Source organism: Marispirochaeta aestuarii, assembly GCF_002087085.1.
In the GTDB taxonomy this organism is placed as follows: Bacteria; Spirochaetota; Spirochaetia; order JC444; family Marispirochaetaceae; genus Marispirochaeta; species Marispirochaeta aestuarii.
Genome location: NZ_MWQY01000010.1, coordinates 71,311 through 89,046 on the forward strand (window position 1 = coordinate 71,311; position 17,736 = coordinate 89,046).

Annotated in this window: 16 protein-coding genes; 6 read left to right on the forward strand and 10 right to left on the reverse strand. The window is 52.1% G+C overall.

All coding sequences use genetic code 11. The features are described from left to right. Window positions 1-4: 4 nt before the first annotated feature. From B4O97_RS10140 to B4O97_RS10170, 7 genes are all read right to left on the reverse strand, one after another. A complete protein-coding gene (locus B4O97_RS10140; RefSeq protein ID WP_083050552.1) occupies window positions 5-496 on the reverse strand; it encodes a tripartite tricarboxylate transporter TctB family protein in 492 nt (163 codons plus the stop codon). Window positions 497-589: 93 nt separating this feature from the next. After that, complete coding sequence (locus B4O97_RS10145) at window positions 590-1,582, reverse strand: Bug family tripartite tricarboxylate transporter substrate binding protein (protein WP_083050553.1); 993 nt, start codon at window positions 1,580-1,582, stop codon at window positions 590-592. Between the two features lie 192 nt (window positions 1,583-1,774). Next, the gene (locus tag B4O97_RS10150; protein WP_083050555.1) at window positions 1,775-2,782 is read right to left on the reverse strand and encodes a uroporphyrinogen decarboxylase family protein; all 1,008 of its coding nucleotides are present in this window, start codon (window positions 2,780-2,782) and stop codon (window positions 1,775-1,777) included. A gap of 96 nt (window positions 2,783-2,878) precedes the next feature. Continuing rightward, window positions 2,879-3,904, reverse strand: a complete 1,026-nt coding sequence (locus tag B4O97_RS10155; protein WP_083050556.1) for a thiamine pyrophosphate-dependent enzyme — start codon at window positions 3,902-3,904, stop codon at window positions 2,879-2,881. A gap of 65 nt (window positions 3,905-3,969) precedes the next feature. Next, window positions 3,970-5,310 (reverse strand): TRAP transporter large permease, encoded by a 1,341-nt coding sequence (locus B4O97_RS10160; protein WP_083050558.1) that lies wholly within the window; start codon window positions 5,308-5,310, stop codon window positions 3,970-3,972. Next, a complete protein-coding gene (locus tag B4O97_RS10165) occupies window positions 5,307-5,852 on the reverse strand; it encodes a TRAP transporter small permease subunit (protein WP_083050559.1) in 546 nt (181 codons plus the stop codon). Before B4O97_RS10165 ends, B4O97_RS10160 begins: the two co-directional genes overlap by 4 nt. A 65-nt stretch (window positions 5,853-5,917) precedes the next feature. Then, window positions 5,918-6,997: a TRAP transporter substrate-binding protein gene (locus B4O97_RS10170; protein ID WP_198947054.1), complete on the reverse strand. Its 1,080-nt coding sequence runs from the start codon at window positions 6,995-6,997 to the stop codon at window positions 5,918-5,920. A gap of 320 nt (window positions 6,998-7,317) precedes the next feature. Between B4O97_RS10170 and B4O97_RS10175 the strand changes: the two genes are divergently transcribed. Then, entirely contained in the window at window positions 7,318-9,249 is a 1,932-nt protein-coding gene (locus tag B4O97_RS10175) for a sigma 54-interacting transcriptional regulator (protein WP_143305643.1), read from the forward strand. 10 nt (window positions 9,250-9,259) lie between these two features. Here B4O97_RS10175 and ettA read toward each other — a convergent pair whose 3' ends face one another. Beyond that, complete coding sequence (gene ettA / locus B4O97_RS10180; protein WP_083050563.1) at window positions 9,260-10,942, reverse strand: energy-dependent translational throttle protein EttA; 1,683 nt, start codon at window positions 10,940-10,942, stop codon at window positions 9,260-9,262. 127 nt (window positions 10,943-11,069) lie between these two features. Here ettA and B4O97_RS10185 point away from each other — a divergent pair, with 127 nt between their 5' ends. The 3 genes from B4O97_RS10185 (at window position 11,070) to B4O97_RS10200 (ending at window position 13,705) form a co-directional block, all read left to right on the forward strand. Beyond that, window positions 11,070-11,741 (forward strand): TetR/AcrR family transcriptional regulator, encoded by a 672-nt coding sequence (locus tag B4O97_RS10185; protein ID WP_083050564.1) that lies wholly within the window; start codon window positions 11,070-11,072, stop codon window positions 11,739-11,741. 53 nt (window positions 11,742-11,794) lie between these two features. Continuing rightward, on the forward strand, window positions 11,795-12,073 hold the full coding sequence (locus B4O97_RS10190; protein WP_083050566.1) for a TVP38/TMEM64 family protein: 279 nt from the start codon (window positions 11,795-11,797) through the stop codon (window positions 12,071-12,073). Window positions 12,074-12,349: 276 nt separating this feature from the next. Then, window positions 12,350-13,705 carry an ATP-grasp domain-containing protein gene (locus B4O97_RS10200; protein WP_158084250.1) on the forward strand — a complete coding sequence of 452 codons (1,356 nt, stop codon included), beginning with the start codon at window positions 12,350-12,352 and terminating at the stop codon, window positions 13,703-13,705. Between the two features lie 50 nt (window positions 13,706-13,755). Here the strand turns inward: B4O97_RS10200 and B4O97_RS10205 are convergent, their stop codons facing one another. Continuing rightward, a complete protein-coding gene (locus B4O97_RS10205) occupies window positions 13,756-14,130 on the reverse strand; it encodes a hypothetical protein (RefSeq protein WP_083050570.1) in 375 nt (124 codons plus the stop codon). Between the two features lie 289 nt (window positions 14,131-14,419). Here B4O97_RS10205 and B4O97_RS10210 point away from each other — a divergent pair, with 289 nt between their 5' ends. Together B4O97_RS10210 and B4O97_RS10215 are read left to right on the forward strand one after the other, a co-directional pair. Next, window positions 14,420-15,190 (forward strand): SDR family oxidoreductase, encoded by a 771-nt coding sequence (locus tag B4O97_RS10210; protein WP_083050572.1) that lies wholly within the window; start codon window positions 14,420-14,422, stop codon window positions 15,188-15,190. A gap of 10 nt (window positions 15,191-15,200) precedes the next feature. Further along, on the forward strand, window positions 15,201-15,653 hold the full coding sequence (locus B4O97_RS10215; RefSeq protein WP_158084251.1) for a nucleoside-triphosphatase: 453 nt from the start codon (window positions 15,201-15,203) through the stop codon (window positions 15,651-15,653). Window positions 15,654-15,707: 54 nt separating this feature from the next. On the opposite strand, the gene B4O97_RS19695 is transcribed toward B4O97_RS10215, so the two are convergent. Beyond that, window positions 15,708-17,720, reverse strand: a complete 2,013-nt coding sequence (locus B4O97_RS19695) for a methyl-accepting chemotaxis protein (RefSeq protein WP_233143011.1) — start codon at window positions 17,718-17,720, stop codon at window positions 15,708-15,710. Window positions 17,721-17,736 lie beyond the last annotated feature (16 nt).

Sequence of the window (17,736 nt, forward strand, 5' to 3'; positions counted from 1 at the left end):
TGTGCTACAGAATAAGACCAAAGAAGATCTTATCAAACTGGACTTTGAAGATTACCGCGTACAGCAGATAAATGACCGCGGTAACAATTACCGAGTAGATGAATTTTCTGAGAAGCTGACGGACCTCATCGTCAAAAAAAACCATGAACAGGAAAACATATCCCAGCATGGCGGGAATGAGACCGATATAATAGAAAGCAACAATATAGGCAAACGAGACAATCGAAAGAATGAACGGCGTCGAAACAACCTTGAAAGGTTTCTGTTCAGCTCCTCCGTGTTCCTCCCTGACTTCCTGAACCGCGTCGAAAAGGATCTTCGCCCCCAGGGGAATGCCTAACAGCCCCAGGATGAGGGGAAAGAAGGCTTCTCCCGTCTTGTTCCCCACGAAGAACGTCCCCATTTCAATAGCCAAAGTCAGATAGCCCATCATGGCCAGCAGCATTACCGCCGGCACTACAACTTTCGCGCGCAGATACGGACTGCGGATTTCCATATATGACCTTCCTCTGTTTCAGGATAATTATGCAGACAGCGCCCCATAAGGGGGCGCCGTTTTCTCTTATCTTTTACATACGATGCGGCAGGCTTATTCGATTATACCCTTGGCCCGCATACCGTCCAGAGTCTTGAAGTTTGATTCCATCAGGTTGCGTACAAAGTCGCCCGCCTTGTCCTGACCGTACCAGGTGGGGGTAACACCTACAGAAAGGGTCCAGTCCCGGAAATCCTTGGAATGCTGGGCGTCGTAGTAGTATTTTTCCAGGGTGTCAAGCACGTCCTGGGGAGTTCCTTTGGGAGCGACGATAGCGATAAAGCTGCCGATCTCCATTTCAGGATTGCCCTGAGAAGCGATGGTCGGAACATCAGGATAGGTTTCGTTCTGTTCCAGGGAGTATTCAACAAGGCCCTTGACGGCACCGGATTTGAGTACCGCCGCGAAATCCCCCAGGCTGGTAATGACAGCATCACATTCGCCGCTCAGCAGGGCTTCCCGCTGGGGTCCCGCGCCCTCAACGTATTCGATCTGCTGGAACTTGACACCGTAAACCTCTTCCATCTGGGTCGTTATCATCGAAGGCCGTCCGCCGATTGCGGTAATCCCGATTCGCAGCTTGCCGGGATTTGCCCTGGCAGCATCAATGAACTCCTTATAGCTTTTCCACGGAGCATCGGCTTTTACCATCAATGCGTCGGCTTCCTGGGTTACGACGCAGATAATCTCAAGATTGTCTATGTCGTACTGGGGAATAAGCTTGTAGTATACCGCACCGACTACCGCACCATAGGTGAGGTTCCCGATGGTATATCCATCATTACGGGCGCGCATAACGTCGAAAGGACCTTCCGCCTCGCCTTTTCCGGGCTTGTTAATTACGGGAATGGTTACATCCACGGATTTCTCTATAATGGACGCCAGTTTACGGTTAATCGTATCCGTACCGCCACCGGCACCGCCGTTACAAATAAACTGGATATCCTTGCTGGGATAGGCCTTCTCCTGTCCGCCCTCGGCAAAAAGAGCGACAACCAGAAGCATTGCCAGTCCGATAACCAGAAGCTTCACGACATTCTTGTTCATACCAAAATCTCCTTCGTTCCTAAATAACGGGCCGAAATGGTCCGTTTAAAAAAACTGTCCGATTATTCTCTGGACGGTTTTTTTAAACACAAATCCCCTCTATAGTCCATTTGTATTCAAATTGTATACCGACGTTTTTCAGCTGTCAATTAAAATTATTCAGTTATCTGAACAATATTCAAACCTGAGCCGTTACCAGCAGGTGCACAGAGCCTCTATGTTCTCCAGCGAGACATCCACCCCCGCAACACTCTGTCCAATCAGCCCTCCGCCGTTTACCGTGAGAAGATCCTTCATCCTGGCGGCACACTTTCGGATTTCTGAGGGGCCCTGAAAGGCCAGGACATTCTGACGATCGATTTCGCCCCAGAAGCAGATCTTTCCTTTAAAGTTTCTGCCGATCTCTTCAAGGTCCATAATCCAGAGCTGGCTGTTGACAGCATCAACGCCAAGGTCGATCCATTCCTTGTATAAATCATATACATAGCCATCGCTGTGGAAGAACACGTATTTTCCCCTGGCTTTGATTTTTTCGATGAGGTCCTTGTAAACCGGTTTGAAAATCGAGACAAAATCCCGGGGAGAGATAAGCAGGCTGATCTGGGACCCCCAGTCCTCGGTAAAAAAGATCCCGTCCACATCCTTCTCAAGCCAGTAATCGAGATAGAAATCAAAATATTCGGAAATTTTATCCCGGAAAACAAACAATTCCTGTTCCTTCATTCCTATATCCATGAACAGGTTTTCCGTGCCCCGGACAAACTGCATGCGCTGAAAAGGCTCGACCTTGCCGCCGACAACAAAACGCCTGTTATTCCGGGAGATTCTGATTTTCTCCTCCACAACGGCATCGTTGCGTCTCCATTCGGATTTCAGCCATTCATAGGGGGGAGAGAATTTTTTTACATCCGTCAGGTCTTTCAGGACGGGTTCTTTGACCTCCCCGACCATGCCATCCGCCAGCACCAGCCATGAGCTTCCCCAGGTGTCGGTATAGCGTCCTGCCGTGGTGGAACGGCTGTAGAAGTTTCTGTCCCCGGGACCGGCGATAAGATCAATATCGTTCGGATATTTCCGGATGAGCCCGGCAAGCTGTTCACCATATCTTTGCCTGGTTGCCTGGTGAAACCAGAGGTTCAAAGGAATATGATCCGGATTGCCGAAATGTAATGCCGCAACTACCCTTTCTCTGCTTGTCATAAACACATCCAAATATTTTTTGTATTCAATATGTATACAGCTTAGGTGCGTATTGTTTATTCCGTATATAAAATAGTGTTGATTTCTGGTAATTTTTTACAGACAGGCGCTTATGTGTATCTCCCAGGGAACATCGAGATCCCACAAACTCCGGACAGTCTGCTCCGCCTCCCGGGCGCTGGAGGGACACTCAATCCGGCGCATGTGCCGTGCCTTCCGCAGGTTTCCGGAAAGAGAAAAACCGCTCCTGCTGCAACGTGCGACAAAAGAGGTGCCGCCGGCCTCTCCGACGCCCCTTGCCAGAGAAAAGGCCGTCGCGGCGGCGGGCCCGCAATCCACCACCTGGACTTTTTCGGTATTTCCGTATGCCCCGGGAAAGCTGCACAGCCGGCCTCCTTCGGTAACGGAAAAAATAACCTTCCGAGCCTCTCCCGGCACCTCCTCTATTCCCCGCAGGATTGCGGATATTTGTTCATGAAAAGCGGTCTCTGCAGAGCTGCTGTCTATACCTGATCGCAGTGCTGAGAATTCCGGGTCATCTTCAAGCGCCTGGGTGATAATCACAGACGGAATATCCCCTGATTCAGGAGGTTTCAGCTGGCTGAACCCCTCAGCAATGGCAGCGGCATTCATGAAGCGCACATTCCATCCGCAGGCAGCATACTTGTCGGCGATGAATCCCGCACCGGGACCGGACTCTACAACAAAGGCGATGAGTTTTCCCAGGCGAAGTTTGACGCTCCTGATTGCGGCTTCCCAGACTCCTCCCAGGAACTGATCGGTATCGGACATACAGCAACAGGTACAGCTCTTCCCGCCTTGAAGAGAAGCTTCAAAGGCGACTCCCGCTGCAAATCCCAGAGCGCTGTGAGGGCGGCGCATGATTGGACTGCCGGGGGTCTTCCCCGGATCGCGCTCCCCGATTTCCCGATACAGGGCATGAAGTGCCGACCTGCTGAAGGAGCTGGACCAGATTACCCGTGCCGGATTCACTCTGAACAGAAGCGCGGCAATTTCAAGATGGCTGAGAGAGCGGTCAGGTCTGTTCTGTAAAACACAGCTGCGAACTTCGCCCGCAATTTTCTGCAGCTCAGAGAGGGACAATTCGCTCTTAGCTACCATGGCCCGCCCTCCCGGGAAGAAAGATGCTCCGACGGGGGAAATCCCGCCGGAGATTCATAAAGACTCTACATCGTACTGGGCAACCAGAGAGCAATCTGCGGATAGGCAATCATTAACAGGAGTACGACCATGACAATAAAGACGTAGGGTATCATGCCTCGTATGATGTCGTTGGTGCTTATACCCAGTTCCGGCTTTGCCGCTCCTTTCAGGAAAAACATGGCATAGGCAAAGGGAGGAGTAAGGAAGGACATCTGCAGGTTGACGATTACCATCATTGCAAACCAGAGAGGATCAAATCCAAGCTTGGGAATAATCGGCGCAAGAATCGGTACCATTACAAAGATAATACCAATCCAGTCGATGAATGCCCCCAGAATAAAACAGATGACCATGATCATCGTGAATACAACCCAGCGTCCCCCGGGGAAGCCGAGGATAAAATCTTCTACAACAGCCCCGCCGCCTGCACTCAGAAAAACGCTTACGAAGGTTGTGGACGCACTGGCGATAAGCAAAACCATACCCGTCAGCTTGATCGTGGAAAGAGCCACATCCATCAGGACCGGAATCGTCAGCCTGCGATAGGCTAGAGTCAGAAGGGTGGCGACTACGGCTCCTACGGCAGCTGCTTCAGTGGGTGCTGCGACACCGAAATAGATGGCCCCCAGCACCGAGAGAATAAGAATCGCCGTGGGAGCGACGGTCTGCAGAACGAGCATGCTTTTGTGGTAGAAGGAATCTCTCCGTTCCTCGACGGGTACAACCGGGGCAAGGGAGGGCTTCATCAGGCAGCGTATGGTTATATAGACCATATACAGGCCGGAAAGCACCAGTCCCGGTACAAAGGCCGCCATAAAGAGCTTGCCCACGGAAATCCGGGCTACCGGCCCATAGACTATCAGCATGATACTTGGAGGGATAAGGATACCCAGGGAGCCCCCCGCGCATATTGCCCCGGTGGCCAGGCCTTTGTCGTAACCGCGCTCGATCATGGCCGGAAGAGCCACCAGAGTCAGCATGGTTATCGATGCAGCAATAATACCTACACTGGCCGCCATTACCGTTCCAATTATTATACTGACAATGGCCAGCCCCCCGCGGAACCCTCCGAACCAGAGGTAGAGGGCTTTATACATCCTCTCCGCGATACCCGACTTTTCCAGCATATTTCCCATGAATACGAAGAGAGGCACAGCCATCAGGCCATAATCTGTGACGATAGCGTATACCCGGCTGTAGATAAGATCGAAGGAGTTCGGCCCGAAGAGCAGGAAGCCGGTTATGACCCCCACCCCGCCGATGGGAATGGCCAGGGGAAAGCCGGTCAATACCCCTACAAAAAGGGCTCCGAACATGATAATCGTTATTGTCTCAGGGCTTAATTGTGCAAACGCGCCAATCATATCAGTTCCCTCTTTTTGATCAGGTAGTACAGATCACAGGAAAACTGGGCCAGACACTGCAGCCCGAAAAGGATGAACCCCAGCAGAAGGGCCGTGCGGAACGGGGCCGCCGGGGGCAGCCAGCTGCTCTCGATCATCTTTTCGCCGGTCTGCCAGGCGCGAATCGTCCATTTTGTCCCTACCCCTATCAGCACGAATACCAGGGGAAACAGCATCAGCAGCGACATGATAACGTCGATCAAGGCCTGCCCCCTGCGGGGAACCAGGGCATAGATAACATCCACCCGCACGTGCCCGCCCAGCTTGTGGGTATACCCCCAGCCGCAGGCGCCGATTGTTCCAAGCAGCATTTTTGAGGTTTCCAGCGCCCAGACAGTCGGGGAATTGAAAACATAGCGCATGGTTACCTCGGTAAACAGAACAAGAACCAGGGCCATTACCAGATACTTTATGAACTGTCCGGTTGCCTCGCTCAATGCAAAGACTGAACGGGCAAAACCGCGGACAATGGCCCAGTCATTTTCCAGGGCTTCTTTTCCCATCGGATAACTCCTGTAAGACTCCCTGCCGGCTCTGACTGATCCGGCAGGGGTTATTTGGTTAAGTGCTACTTTATGTCGAAACGTTCGCAAACCTCTTTCCAGGCCATGGCACTGTCATAGATTCGCTTGTAATTGGGATCCTTGGCAGACTCTTCCTGGAAATACTCCAGGGATTTCTCGTTCAAGAGATCGATAATGTCCTGGGGAACCGGTTCCACGATGGTTCCGGCGTCGATATATTTCTGCACTGCTTCCACATCACGGTTTACCGACTCGGTGTAGTACTCCCTGGCGATCTGGTCTGTCGCCATGGTAACAATTGTCTTGAGATTCTCCGGCAGTTTGTCCCAGGTATCCCCGTTGACATAGATACACTGGGTATCCGTAGGTGCCCGGGAAGGAGACAGGTACATATACTTCGCAACCTCGTGGAATCCCATATCCCAGTTCAGCGAGGGGTTGATGTATTCGAACCCGTCAATAACGCCTCTTTTCGCAGATTCATAAATCTCTCCCCCGGGGAGAAAGACCGGGGTCGCTCCCATTTTCTGGAAAATTGCGTTCAGCGCTGTAGTCCCGAGCCGTACCTTCCATCCCTTGATATCCGCAACAGACCGGAGGGGTTTGGTGGAGTGGGCCCAGACCTCAGCAGGGCTGAGAGTCAGGATACCGACATAGTGAACCCCCAGATCATCGTAAAGGTCCTGGGCTATTTTACGACCCTCCAGCTTCATCCACATCTCGAGCTGATTCGAGGTCAGTCCTCCCGGATACTGGGTAAAGAACACGGCGCCGGGAAGGTAGCCGATTGTCCAGCCCGGAGGTCCGTGAACCGCTTCCACAGATCCCGACATGACCGAATCAAACTCTTTTCCACCGGGAATAACCGATCCGGCGGTATACGGTGTAATAAGGAGCTGCCCGTCGGAAGCAATTTCAACCACCTCCGCGAAACGCTGAGCCGCTTCGTAGGTCCTGTCTCCGGCGGGAGCCCAGGACTGCAGCCTCCAGCGTATAACCTCCTTTTTAGGAGCCGCCGCTTCAGCCGTTGCATCCTCCCCTGAGGAACCGCCGCAGGCGATCAGCATACCGAAGGTCAATACGATGAGTATCAGGAAAACTATACCCCTCTGTCCTCTGTTCATTCCGTACCTCCTGGTCAATATAAAGCGCAAAGAAAATCTGCGCCTGAAGGTGGATATTCAAGAAGCGTACCAGCTGCAGCTCCACAGAAAGAGATTCGGGGAAAAACATCTTAAATGTTCAGCATCTTCTATCTTATTGACGGGTAAGTATTTAATTACCTGATAAACAGGCTTGCCAGGGTTATCGGTGCATATGCGCCCGTATACCGGGATATACAAGAAAGTACATGCTGTAAAAAACTGCAGCCGGTGCGGTATTCTCCGGCACTGTGCTGCGTATTTTCTTGTCGATTTTCCGGGCCCGTGCAATAATAGGTATAATGGATGCTTATGCGATCCTGCCGTACAAAGGCCTGGTGGAAATTGCTTCGGAAACCGGGAGAGAACTGAAACTCGACCTGAAGATTTTCGAGGGTGAAACCGAAGAGGCAATACCCTTCGCCATGGATGCCCAGAAACGGGGGGCGGACTGCATCATCAGCCGGGGGGGAACAGCCTCCATAATTGAACGGTATGTCAATGTTCCCATTGTACGGGTCCCGGTAAGTGAACTGGACCTCCTGCGAATTCTCTATCCTTTGAAAGGCCTGGACAGAAAGATCCTGGTTGTGGGCTTCAGAAACGCTGTATTCCGGGCCAGGTCCGCCGCACGGGTTTTAGGTCTTCAAATCCAGGAACTCCCGATCCCCTATGAGGCTGCCGACTATAATTTTGACCATATCAGACGCAGCGCGGAACACCTTATCCGCCATCACGGAATCGATACAATTATCGGGGATCAGACCGCCTTTATAAATCTCAGATCCTACTGCGAGAGTCAGTACCTGATAACATCCAGCAAGGATGATTTTCTCACAGCCCTCAGGAATTCACAGCTCCTGAACACGGATGGTCAGCGGGAACAGCAGGATCAGATCCAGGTCGTGTTGAATGCTGTGCAGGAGGGTATTATCTCTACCGACACCCATGGAAGAGTAACCAGCTTCAATATAAAGGCGGCGGAGATTTTCGGAATGGAACCGGGTATGGTGATAGGCGCCTCTCTGGATGAACTGGCCGGGTATTTCAGGGATTTCGAAGAACTGAAATCCACAATCTCCCTTACCCTTCGCAATGGAAACCCGGAGAGCATACAACTCTCCCGCCCGAAGGGCCCCGAGGTCTACGAGATCAATTCCGCCCCCCTGGTATCACAAAAGGGAATTCACGGGACAGTGACAACTATCATACGAAGCAGTCACGCTCATAGCGGTAAGAGCGCCGGGAATAAGCACCCATCTGCCGGAACATTCAACACTCATTACAGTTTCAAGGATATCCTGGGCAGGGATGAAGCCTTTGTACGTGTGCTGGCCGTCGCCCGGGCCTATACCATGACGGATGCCACAATCCTGATTGAAGGGGAAAGCGGTGTGGGAAAGGAGATGTTCGCCCAGAGTATTCACGCCTCGGGGCCAAGAAAAGAGGGTCCTTTCGTGGCGGTAAACTGTGCCTCCATACCTGAACCGCTTTTGGAGAGTGAACTCTTCGGCTACGAGCAGGGAGCATTTACCGGAGCCTCCAGGGCGGGACAGAAAGGACTCTTCGAGCTGGCCGACGGAGGAACTCTTTTCCTGGACGAAATAAGCGAGATTGATCAGAAAATGCAGATGAATCTTCTGCGGGTCCTGGAAGAACGCCGGATTCGCCGCATCGGATCAGACAGATTGCGGGATGTCGACGTTCGCGTAATAGCGGCTTCCAACAGGGACCTGCGTAAACTGATCGACGAGAACCATTTCCGCCCCGACCTTTTTTACCGTCTGAATCTGCTGAACCTTCATATTCCAGCCCTGAGGGAACGGAAAGCAGACATCCCCCTGCTGGCGGAACACTTTTTTACACAGTTCTGCAGACACTATGGCGGCAAGGAGGTGCGGCTTACCGAGGATATCCTCAACAGACTGCGCTGCTACCCCTGGCCGGGGAACATACGGGAACTGAAAAACATAATGGAACGGACGGCTCTTACCATAGCCACCCGCTGCCTGGAGCTTTCCGATCTGGAAATCATCACCCGGGAGCTGAACAACAGTCTGAGTTCCCGAAGCTCCCGGATAAATGAACTGTCCTTCTGCGGAACCCTGAACACGATAAAACACCAGGCCGCCGAATCAGCACTGCAGGCGGCAGGATACAATAAAAGCCATGCCGCCCGGATGCTGGGTATAGACCGGTCAACCCTGGACCGGCTGCTGGATCCCAGGGACTGATTATCCGATCTCAGTCCCTGGTCAGACTGCGGTATTTGATTCTGTGGGGAATAAGGGCAGTCTCTCCAAGGCGTTCTATACGGTCGTTTTCGTATTCGCTGTAGTTGCCGTTAAAGAAGGTGACCCTGCTGTCGCCCTCGAAGGCCAGAATGTGGGTCGCGATACGGTCCAGAAACCAGCGGTCGTGGCTGATGACCATCACGCAGCCGGGAAAGAGCTCGATGGCGTCCTCCAGGGCCCGCATGGTGTTGACGTCCAGGTCGTTGGTGGGCTCATCCAGGAGCAGTACGTTTGCCTCCTCCTGAAGCATCAGGGCGAGCTGTACGCGATTTCTCTCTCCTCCCGAGAGGATCCCCACCTTTTTCTGCTGGTCGGCACCGGAAAAATTGAACTGGGCCACGTAGGAACGGCTGTTGATTTCCCGGTTCCCCAGTTTCATGTTCTCCCGCCCGCCGGTTACCATTTCGAATATCGTTTTGTCCGGGTCCAGCTTTTCCCGGGTCTGGTCCACGTAGGCAAGCTTCACGGTCTCCCCGAGGCGGATATCTCCGGAATCCGGGTTCTCCTGGCCGATAACCATGCGGAAAAGAGTGGTTTTTCCTGCTCCGTTGGGACCGATAATCCCCACCACCCCGCCGGGGGGAACGGAAAAGTTCATGTCGTCCACGATGATTCGTGAATCGTAGGATTTGCGTACCCCCTGGCATTCTATTACGATATCCCCCAGCCGAGGTCCCGGGGGAATAAAGAGCTGAAGCTCCTTCTGCCGTTCCCGGGTCTCCTGATTCAGCAGCTGCTCGTAATGGTTCACCCTGGCCTTGCTCTTGGCGGCCCGGCCCTTGGGGCTCATCCTGATCCATTCAAGTTCCCGCTGCAGGGTTTTCTGCCGGGCGGTCTCCTGTTTACTCTCGTTGGCCAGCCGGTTCTGCTTCTGTTCCAGCCAGGAGGAGTAGTTCCCCTTCCAGGGGATACCTTCCCCCCGGTCCAGCTCGAGGATCCAGCCCGCGACATTGTCCAGAAAGTAGCGGTCGTGGGTTACAGCGATTACGGTTCCCTGGTATTCATGCAGATGGTGCTCAAGCCAGGCGACGGTTTCAGCATCCAGATGGTTTGTCGGCTCGTCAAGCAGAAGGATATCGGGCTGCCGCAAAAGCAGGCGGCACAGAGCGACCCGGCGCTTCTCTCCCCCCGCCAGGGGTCCCACCTTCTGATCCGCCGGAGGACAGCGCAGGGCGTCCATGGCCATCTCCAGCCGGGAATCCAGGTCCCAGGCGTTACGGGTATCCAGAAGCTCCTGGACCTCCCCCTGCCGTTCAAGGAGCTGGTTCATCTCTTCGTCGCTCATCTCTTCGGCAAAGCGGGTATTTATCTCGTCATATTCCTTCAGAAGATCAACGGTCTCCTGTACTCCCTCTTCAACCACCTGGCGGACAGTCCTTTCCGGATCGAGCCGGGGTTCCTGTTCCAGATACCCGATGGTATAGCCGGGGGAAAGCATAGCCTCACCGTTAAAATCCTTGTCCACTCCGGCCATGATCTTCAGCAGGGTACTTTTTCCCGAACCGTTCAGCCCCAGAACACCGATCTTGGCGCCGTAGAAATAGGAGAGGGATATATCCTTGAGGATCGGCTTTTTATTAAAGCTTTTACTGACCCGGACCATCGAATAGATTATCTTGTTCTCTTCTGCCATGGGTATATTCTACCCCATGAGGGAATTGTGTTCAATGAGACTCAGGGCTGCTCCCGGAAACACCACGCATAAAAAAGCATTGACATATAATGAATGATTCATTTACAATCTCTATAAGATAGAGCCTATGAATGCACGATTAAAAGCTATATATGAATCAGCAAGCACATTGTTCATCAGGCAGGGATACTCACGCACACAAATCAGCCACATAGCACAAGCAGTCGGCGTATCAGTGGGAACGATATATCATGACTTTTCCGGTAAAAAAGAGATTATGCAATTTGTGCTGAAATGTACAATAGAGCCGGATTTCATGGAGAAAAATCTGAAACGGCCCATAAACGAAGAAGCGTTTGAAGGTTTGGAAAGGGAAATAGAAGAGACCTTTACTACTGTACTGCGGGATTTTTCGGAACGATCTGCACGGCCGGAGACATCTTTTTCAGCATTCATTTCTGACGCATTTGACCTGGTTGCCCGGTATGCAGCAGGTCTTCTGTTCATCGAGAAGAACCAGTATGAATTTGAAAAACTGGCCGGATACTACAGAGATTTTCGAAATCGTTTTTTTGAGACCATGACATTTTATTTTAACCGGTATATTGAAAGAGGAGTTATTAGAAAACCGCATTTCCCTCAATATGCAGTAACCCATATTATCGAAACTATAACGTGGTGGGGAATGGATATCCGGTACTCTGCGTTCAACCAGCTTGATATATCGAAAGAACAGGCCAGGGAGGTTGTTTTAGACAACCTGGTTCCTGCGTATGCACGTACACACGCGGGAAAATAAACAATTTTTCATCGGCAAATGAATGAATAGTTCATTTACAAAAGAGAGGAAATATGATTGGGAGTCTTCAGAAAAGCAGGGTACTAAAAATAGGTATTACCGTGTTTGCCGTTCTGTCTGTTGTTGCTGTTTCGTTTTTTGGTGTTTCATGGATATCAGAACCTGCTAATCAGCTTGTTTTCAGAAAATGGATAGAGAAGATAGGGCCGATAGGCTGGGTCGTCGTTGCGCTTATGCAGTTTATGCACATAGTAATTGCTCCTGTACCGGCAGAGCCTGTCCAGATACTCTCCGGTACACTGTACGGAGCATGGGGGGGGTATAGTCCTTAATATTCTGGGCTCAATCCCGGCTTCAATGCTGGTGTTCTGGATAGGGAAAAGGTATGGAAAACATTTCTTATACAAGCTGTTTGGAAAAGAAAAGATTGAACGCATACACGTTCTTCACCAGCCGGATAAACTGGAAATAGCAACGGTTATTATTATGCTGTACCTGCTGCTCCAAAGGATATCATCTCCTATGTCTGTGGTGTAAGCGGTATGAAAATGTCCCGATTTGTTGTAATTGCGACATTGGCACGAATTCCTGCCAACCTGATGTGCACAATGGCAGGTGCCTCGCTCCAGGAAGGAAAATGGAAGCTGGCTACTGCGATTTCCGTATTAATGGTAGTGATCGCGTTTATTGGTATAAAAATGAAGGATAAAATCCTCAGCGGACAAAAGAATAAACAATATGGAGACGCGAGAACTCAAAAGAAGGTTCTGCTTTCGGAAGGCTCGAGCTTGACATCACGTGAAACGCTTACATCCTTGTGCAACAGCGGGTATATCATTGATATCTTGACATCGGCAAAAAGACCCATGACTTTGTTCAGCAAATGGAAGAACAAACTTATTTTTACATATAATGTCAATGAGAACCCTCATGAATATCTTACTCATGTATCAAAACTCATAAATTCCGGGGCATATGAAGCTCTCATTCCCACTCATGAAACGGCATGGCTTTTTTCAGAGGGACGCCGTTATTTTTCATCAGAAAATGTATTGCCCGTCGCAGCACCAGCTTCATTTCACATGGTACAGAGCAAAATTTCATTTGCTGAACTTGCAGATTCCTTATGTATACCGCATCCCCGCTGGAATATAGTACATGCAAATATGGCGGTTGAGGTATCATGTCCCTATTGGATAAAGGATGAGTATGGAACTGCCGGGTGTTCTGTATATAAAGTATCAAATGCAAGGGACAAGAAAAAAATAGCAGACATGCTCCTGGCCGGTAAAAACCGATTAATGGCTCAGGAGCACATTGAGGGTAGATACGGACAGGTACAGGCTGTATTTAATAAGGGAAAAATGCTTGCGGTGCACACATCCATGCAGCGTGGTTCCGGGGCAGGCGGTTCCGCCGCGGCACGGATCAGTGTGCAGTATCCTGAAGCACAAAAATATATGGAAGTTCTCGGTACTCACCTTGCATGGCATGGAAGCATAACCCTCGATTTTATTGAAAAAAACGGCGTACCCTATTTTATTGAATGTAATCCGCGAATGATTGAGCCGGCAAATGCAACGCAGGCAGGCATAAATTTCCCTGAACTCCTGATAAAGATTTCTTCAGGAGGAGAGCTGCCGCAAACAATACTGACAGGTCGTTCGGGGGTGAAAACACATAGTATAATGGCTCTTTTATTAGGCTCCGCAGAAAAACGGAACAGTAGAAAACACCTGATGAAATTGCTTTTTTTAAGCGTTATGCGGAAAGATTTTTTTGCAGAAAGTACAGAAGTCTTGACTCCTGTCGGCAAGGACCCACAGAGTATCATTCCGTTGTTGGCCGTATTTGTACGGCTTCTTATACATCCCCAAAATGTATATTCAATTAAACAAAATACTATTGATAATTACTGCGTGTTTCCTGAAACTGTCAACGCGATAAGGAGAATTAATACTTAATTGCCCTGGGTCTTTAATTTTCCGCCTGCGAAAGACTTCGTTTGCTTCTGTTACAACAGAAACCCGAAATACCCGAAAAGGAGGCCGAGGCAGATCAGAAGCACGCCCCAGAGGGGGGAATGACGATAGTATTTACCCATCAAAACCAGGGACTTGGGGAATATGACCACCGACAGACCGCCGAGAAGCATGAGCCATCCGAAAATCGTAACCAGGACAGTCCAATCCCCTACCCAGAGATTATGGTACCCCACGAGTACCAGCCCGGTAATGACCCCCAGGGATCCGGCAATGAAAGTCAAAGCCGGGGATTCACGAAAATCCTCTGCAATTTCGGAAAAATCCAGCCGCCCGATGAGCACAGCAGAGCCCCCCGCAGCAAAGATCACCGCAAGTATCCTCGCAACAAGTATCGAGAGTTCCATAAACAGCCTCCTCCGGGTGATTACGCAACCCGGGTATATATCCAAAATAGCGGTAATCCGGGTACCGGTCAAATAATCACCTGGTGTTCAGAACCGTGGGGATGAATATCCAGTAAACACCGAACAGGCAAACATTTATTCATAACATAGTAATTTTTACAGGTATTTTTCGGGTTTCCCGGCATTCATCGACTCTCGGTCTGGCGCATCCCCACGATCCTGAACACTGACCTTCACTTACACAGCCCGAGGCCGTATATTATGAGTAAGTCAATTCTGGGAGAGTAGCATGGATTTAGGTTTGAAAAACAAAAAAGCCCTGGTAACAGGTGCAAGTTCCGGGCTCGGGTTCGCCGCTGCTTCGGTTCTTGCGAAAGAAGGTGCGGAACTCAGCATTGTCTCCCGCAGCGAAGAACGGATTCAAAAGGCCGCCCGATCAATTGTGGCAGATTCAGGTGCAAAGGTCGCCGCTTTGACGGCGGACCTTCGAAACGCCGGAGACATTGAAAAACTTAAAGAAACTGTGGGAGAAACGGACATCCTGGTGGTCAGTACCGGAGGTCCTCCCGGAGGATCCCTGGATTCCTTTGGGCCCGGGGAGTGGAAAAAGCAGTACGAGGGACTCTTCGAGAGTGTTCTGCGCCTTTCATCGGCCTTTGCCCCCGGGATGCGTCGTCGCGGCTGGGGAAGAATGGTCTATATCACCTCGGCGACTATTCTCAATCCCAAGCTGAACATGGCTTTCAGCAACGCGATTCGGGCCGGGATAGCAGGCCTCGCCAAAAGCCAGGCCCTTGAATGGGGAAAGGACGGAGTCACCATCAACTGCGTTGCCCCGGGACTCTTTGCCACCGACAGGCTGCGGGAGCTTTTCGAGCCCATGGCCAGAGAGGCGGGAATGGAGCTTGAAGAGTACCTCAGGAAAAAGGGCGATGCCCTGCCTGTACGGCGGATCGGACGCCCGGAAGAGATGGGAAGCCTTATCGCCTACCTGGCCTCGGAACTCTCCGGGTACATGAACGGCCTTGTACTGCCCATCGACGGCGGTCAGCATCTTTAGGGAGCCTGAGGTGGTACGTTTTATTACGAAGACCCGGGAAAAAAGCCGCGAAGAGGCTGTTGTTGACGTCTTCAACGAAACCCCCGGAGGGTCCGGTTTCTGCAGCCGCGGGGTGCAGGACGGCGGCAGTACCGTGGGATACGAGCTTGTGGACCTGCAGAGCCGCACAACGGTTCCCTTCGCATGGCTCTCTGATAAGCTCCCCCCCAACTGGAACGAGGAACTTCGTCACGGAAAATTCAGTTTTTCCAGGGAGGGTTTCGCCTTCGCCGGAGACATAATCGAAGGGGCCATCCGGGAGGGGGCGAAGGTGCTGCTCCTGGACGAAATCGGCAAACTGGAGCTGAAGGGAAGCGGCTTCGCGCCTCTTCTGCGACAAGCTCTCGATTCCGGATCCGATCTGGTAATAGGATGCAGGAAAGTCAATATCGAACCCATCAAGTCGGAATTCGGGATATCCTGACCCCGCATGTATCGGGTACCTGTCCCGCAGGTTAAACCGGGTCTTTTCAGGCGCTCAGAACTCTTCGAATTCGTCGTCGGAAATATCCGGCATCTCCTTTGATTGGGGGTCCCCATGAAAAAGGGTGATTCCTGATTCTCCCGAAACAGGCTCGAAGTCCGGAACCGTCCGGGAACTCTTTTTTGCCGTATTTGACTCCTTCGCTCTGGAAGGCTTCGGCTCTTCCTTGCCTGAGGGCGAAACCGCCGGTGGCGGGGCGATCCTTTTCTGGTCCCGAATCTCTTTTTTCCCCCGGAGCCTGAAAAAGCTGAGGACCTGCTGCAGCTCTTCCGCATGACCTGAGAGAACCTCTGAGGTCGCAGCCAGCTCTTCCGACGCTGAGGCATTCTGCTGAACCACGTTTTCCAGCTGCATCAGGGCATTGTTGATCTGCTCAGCCCCTGAACTCTGCTCCGCGCTGGAAGCGCTGATCTCCTGCACAAGGTCTGCGGTCTTCCTGATTTTCGGCACCATCTTTTCGAACATATTCCCGGCCTTTTCCGCCACCGCGACACTGTGCCGGGAGAGGTCCTCGATTTCACCCGCCGCCTTCTGACTCCGCTCCGCCAGTTTGCGGACCTCCGTCGCGACAACCGCGAAACCCTTGCCCTGCGCCCCGGCCCTGGCAGCTTCGATAGCGGCATTGAGGGCCAGCAGGTTGGTATTCCTGGCGATCTCCTGAATTATCGATATCTTCTCGGCGATGGACTTCATGGCACTAACCGTCTCCTGCATCGCTCTCCCCCCCTCTTCCGCATCCAGGGCGGAGGATTTTGCTATGCTCTCGGTCTGGGATGCGTTATCGCTGTTGTGACGGATACTGGCGCTCATCTCTTCCATGGATGCCGATACTTCTTCCGTCGAGGCAGCCTGCTCCGTAGACCCCTGGGAGAGAGACTGGGCCGCATCGTTCACCTCCTGGCTTCCCGAGGAGACCGAATCCGCCGCCCGGTAAATCCTTCCTGCAATCTCCGTAAACTGCCCGGCCAGAGTGTTGAAGGCCCGGGAGAGGGTACCGATTTCATCCTTTCTGGAAAGATCGCGCTTTGGAAGCCTTCCGGTCAGGTCTCCCCGGGCGAGGACACGGGCGTGCCCGGTCAGGGTGCCCAGGGGCTTGAGGGTGGTACCGGTTACAACACTCAGGAGTACGGCGAGGATAACTGTTCCCACGAGCCCCAGAATAAGCCCGATTCTGCTTAAGTCCCCGGCTTTCGCAGTGATGATCCCTTCATCGATCTCGATAAATACTGTCCAGCCGTTCTCGGCGCTCCCGTGAAGACTGATTATGCGGCGCCCCTTGTTCTCGTAGCTGAACGCCTCACTGTCGCCGTTTTCAAAAAAATCCCGTACCGGTGGATAGCCGGAATAGTCGACAAGCTCAGTACCCTGCACCTTCCCGGGGTCTATGTGGGCAATCAGGTTCCCTTCCTGATCGATTATAAAGGCATTACTGTTCTCCGGAGCATTCTCCAGCACAATCCGGGAGAGTTCGGCCAGGGTTGAGGCAAGGAGCAGAACGCCGGAAACGGAGTTTCCTCCGTCGGGATGAAATATGGGAAATCCGTATGCCACCGCAGGAACCGGAGGTACCAGGGACCTCCCCATGAGGACCTGCCGGCTGACCTCCTTGCCGGCCATGGCTTCCTTGAAGTAGAGCCTGTCCGCGCGGCTGCCGCTGCCCCGCTCTCCGGTCTCCGTGATAAAGACATCACCCTTCGCATCGATTGAGTATAGAGTGTATATATAGTCTTTCAGAGCGGTGAAGGTTCCGGCGAAGGCTTCGGCATGCCCCTTCTCCTCCATTCGGCGTACAGCCATATTACCCGCCGTGGCCCGGGCAGAGCGTATGATCATCTCCTCCCAGCGCCGGGTGTCCCGTACCGTGGCGGATACAGCCATGCGTATTTCCTGCAAGGCCCCGTCCAGAAGCATTGCACGCGCCCGGAAGGTTACCACCCCCACAAGAATGCCGATGATAAGCACCGCCGTAACGGCGGTCAGCAGTGTGAGGCGGGTCCGTATCTTCATATTTTCCTCTCCTCGC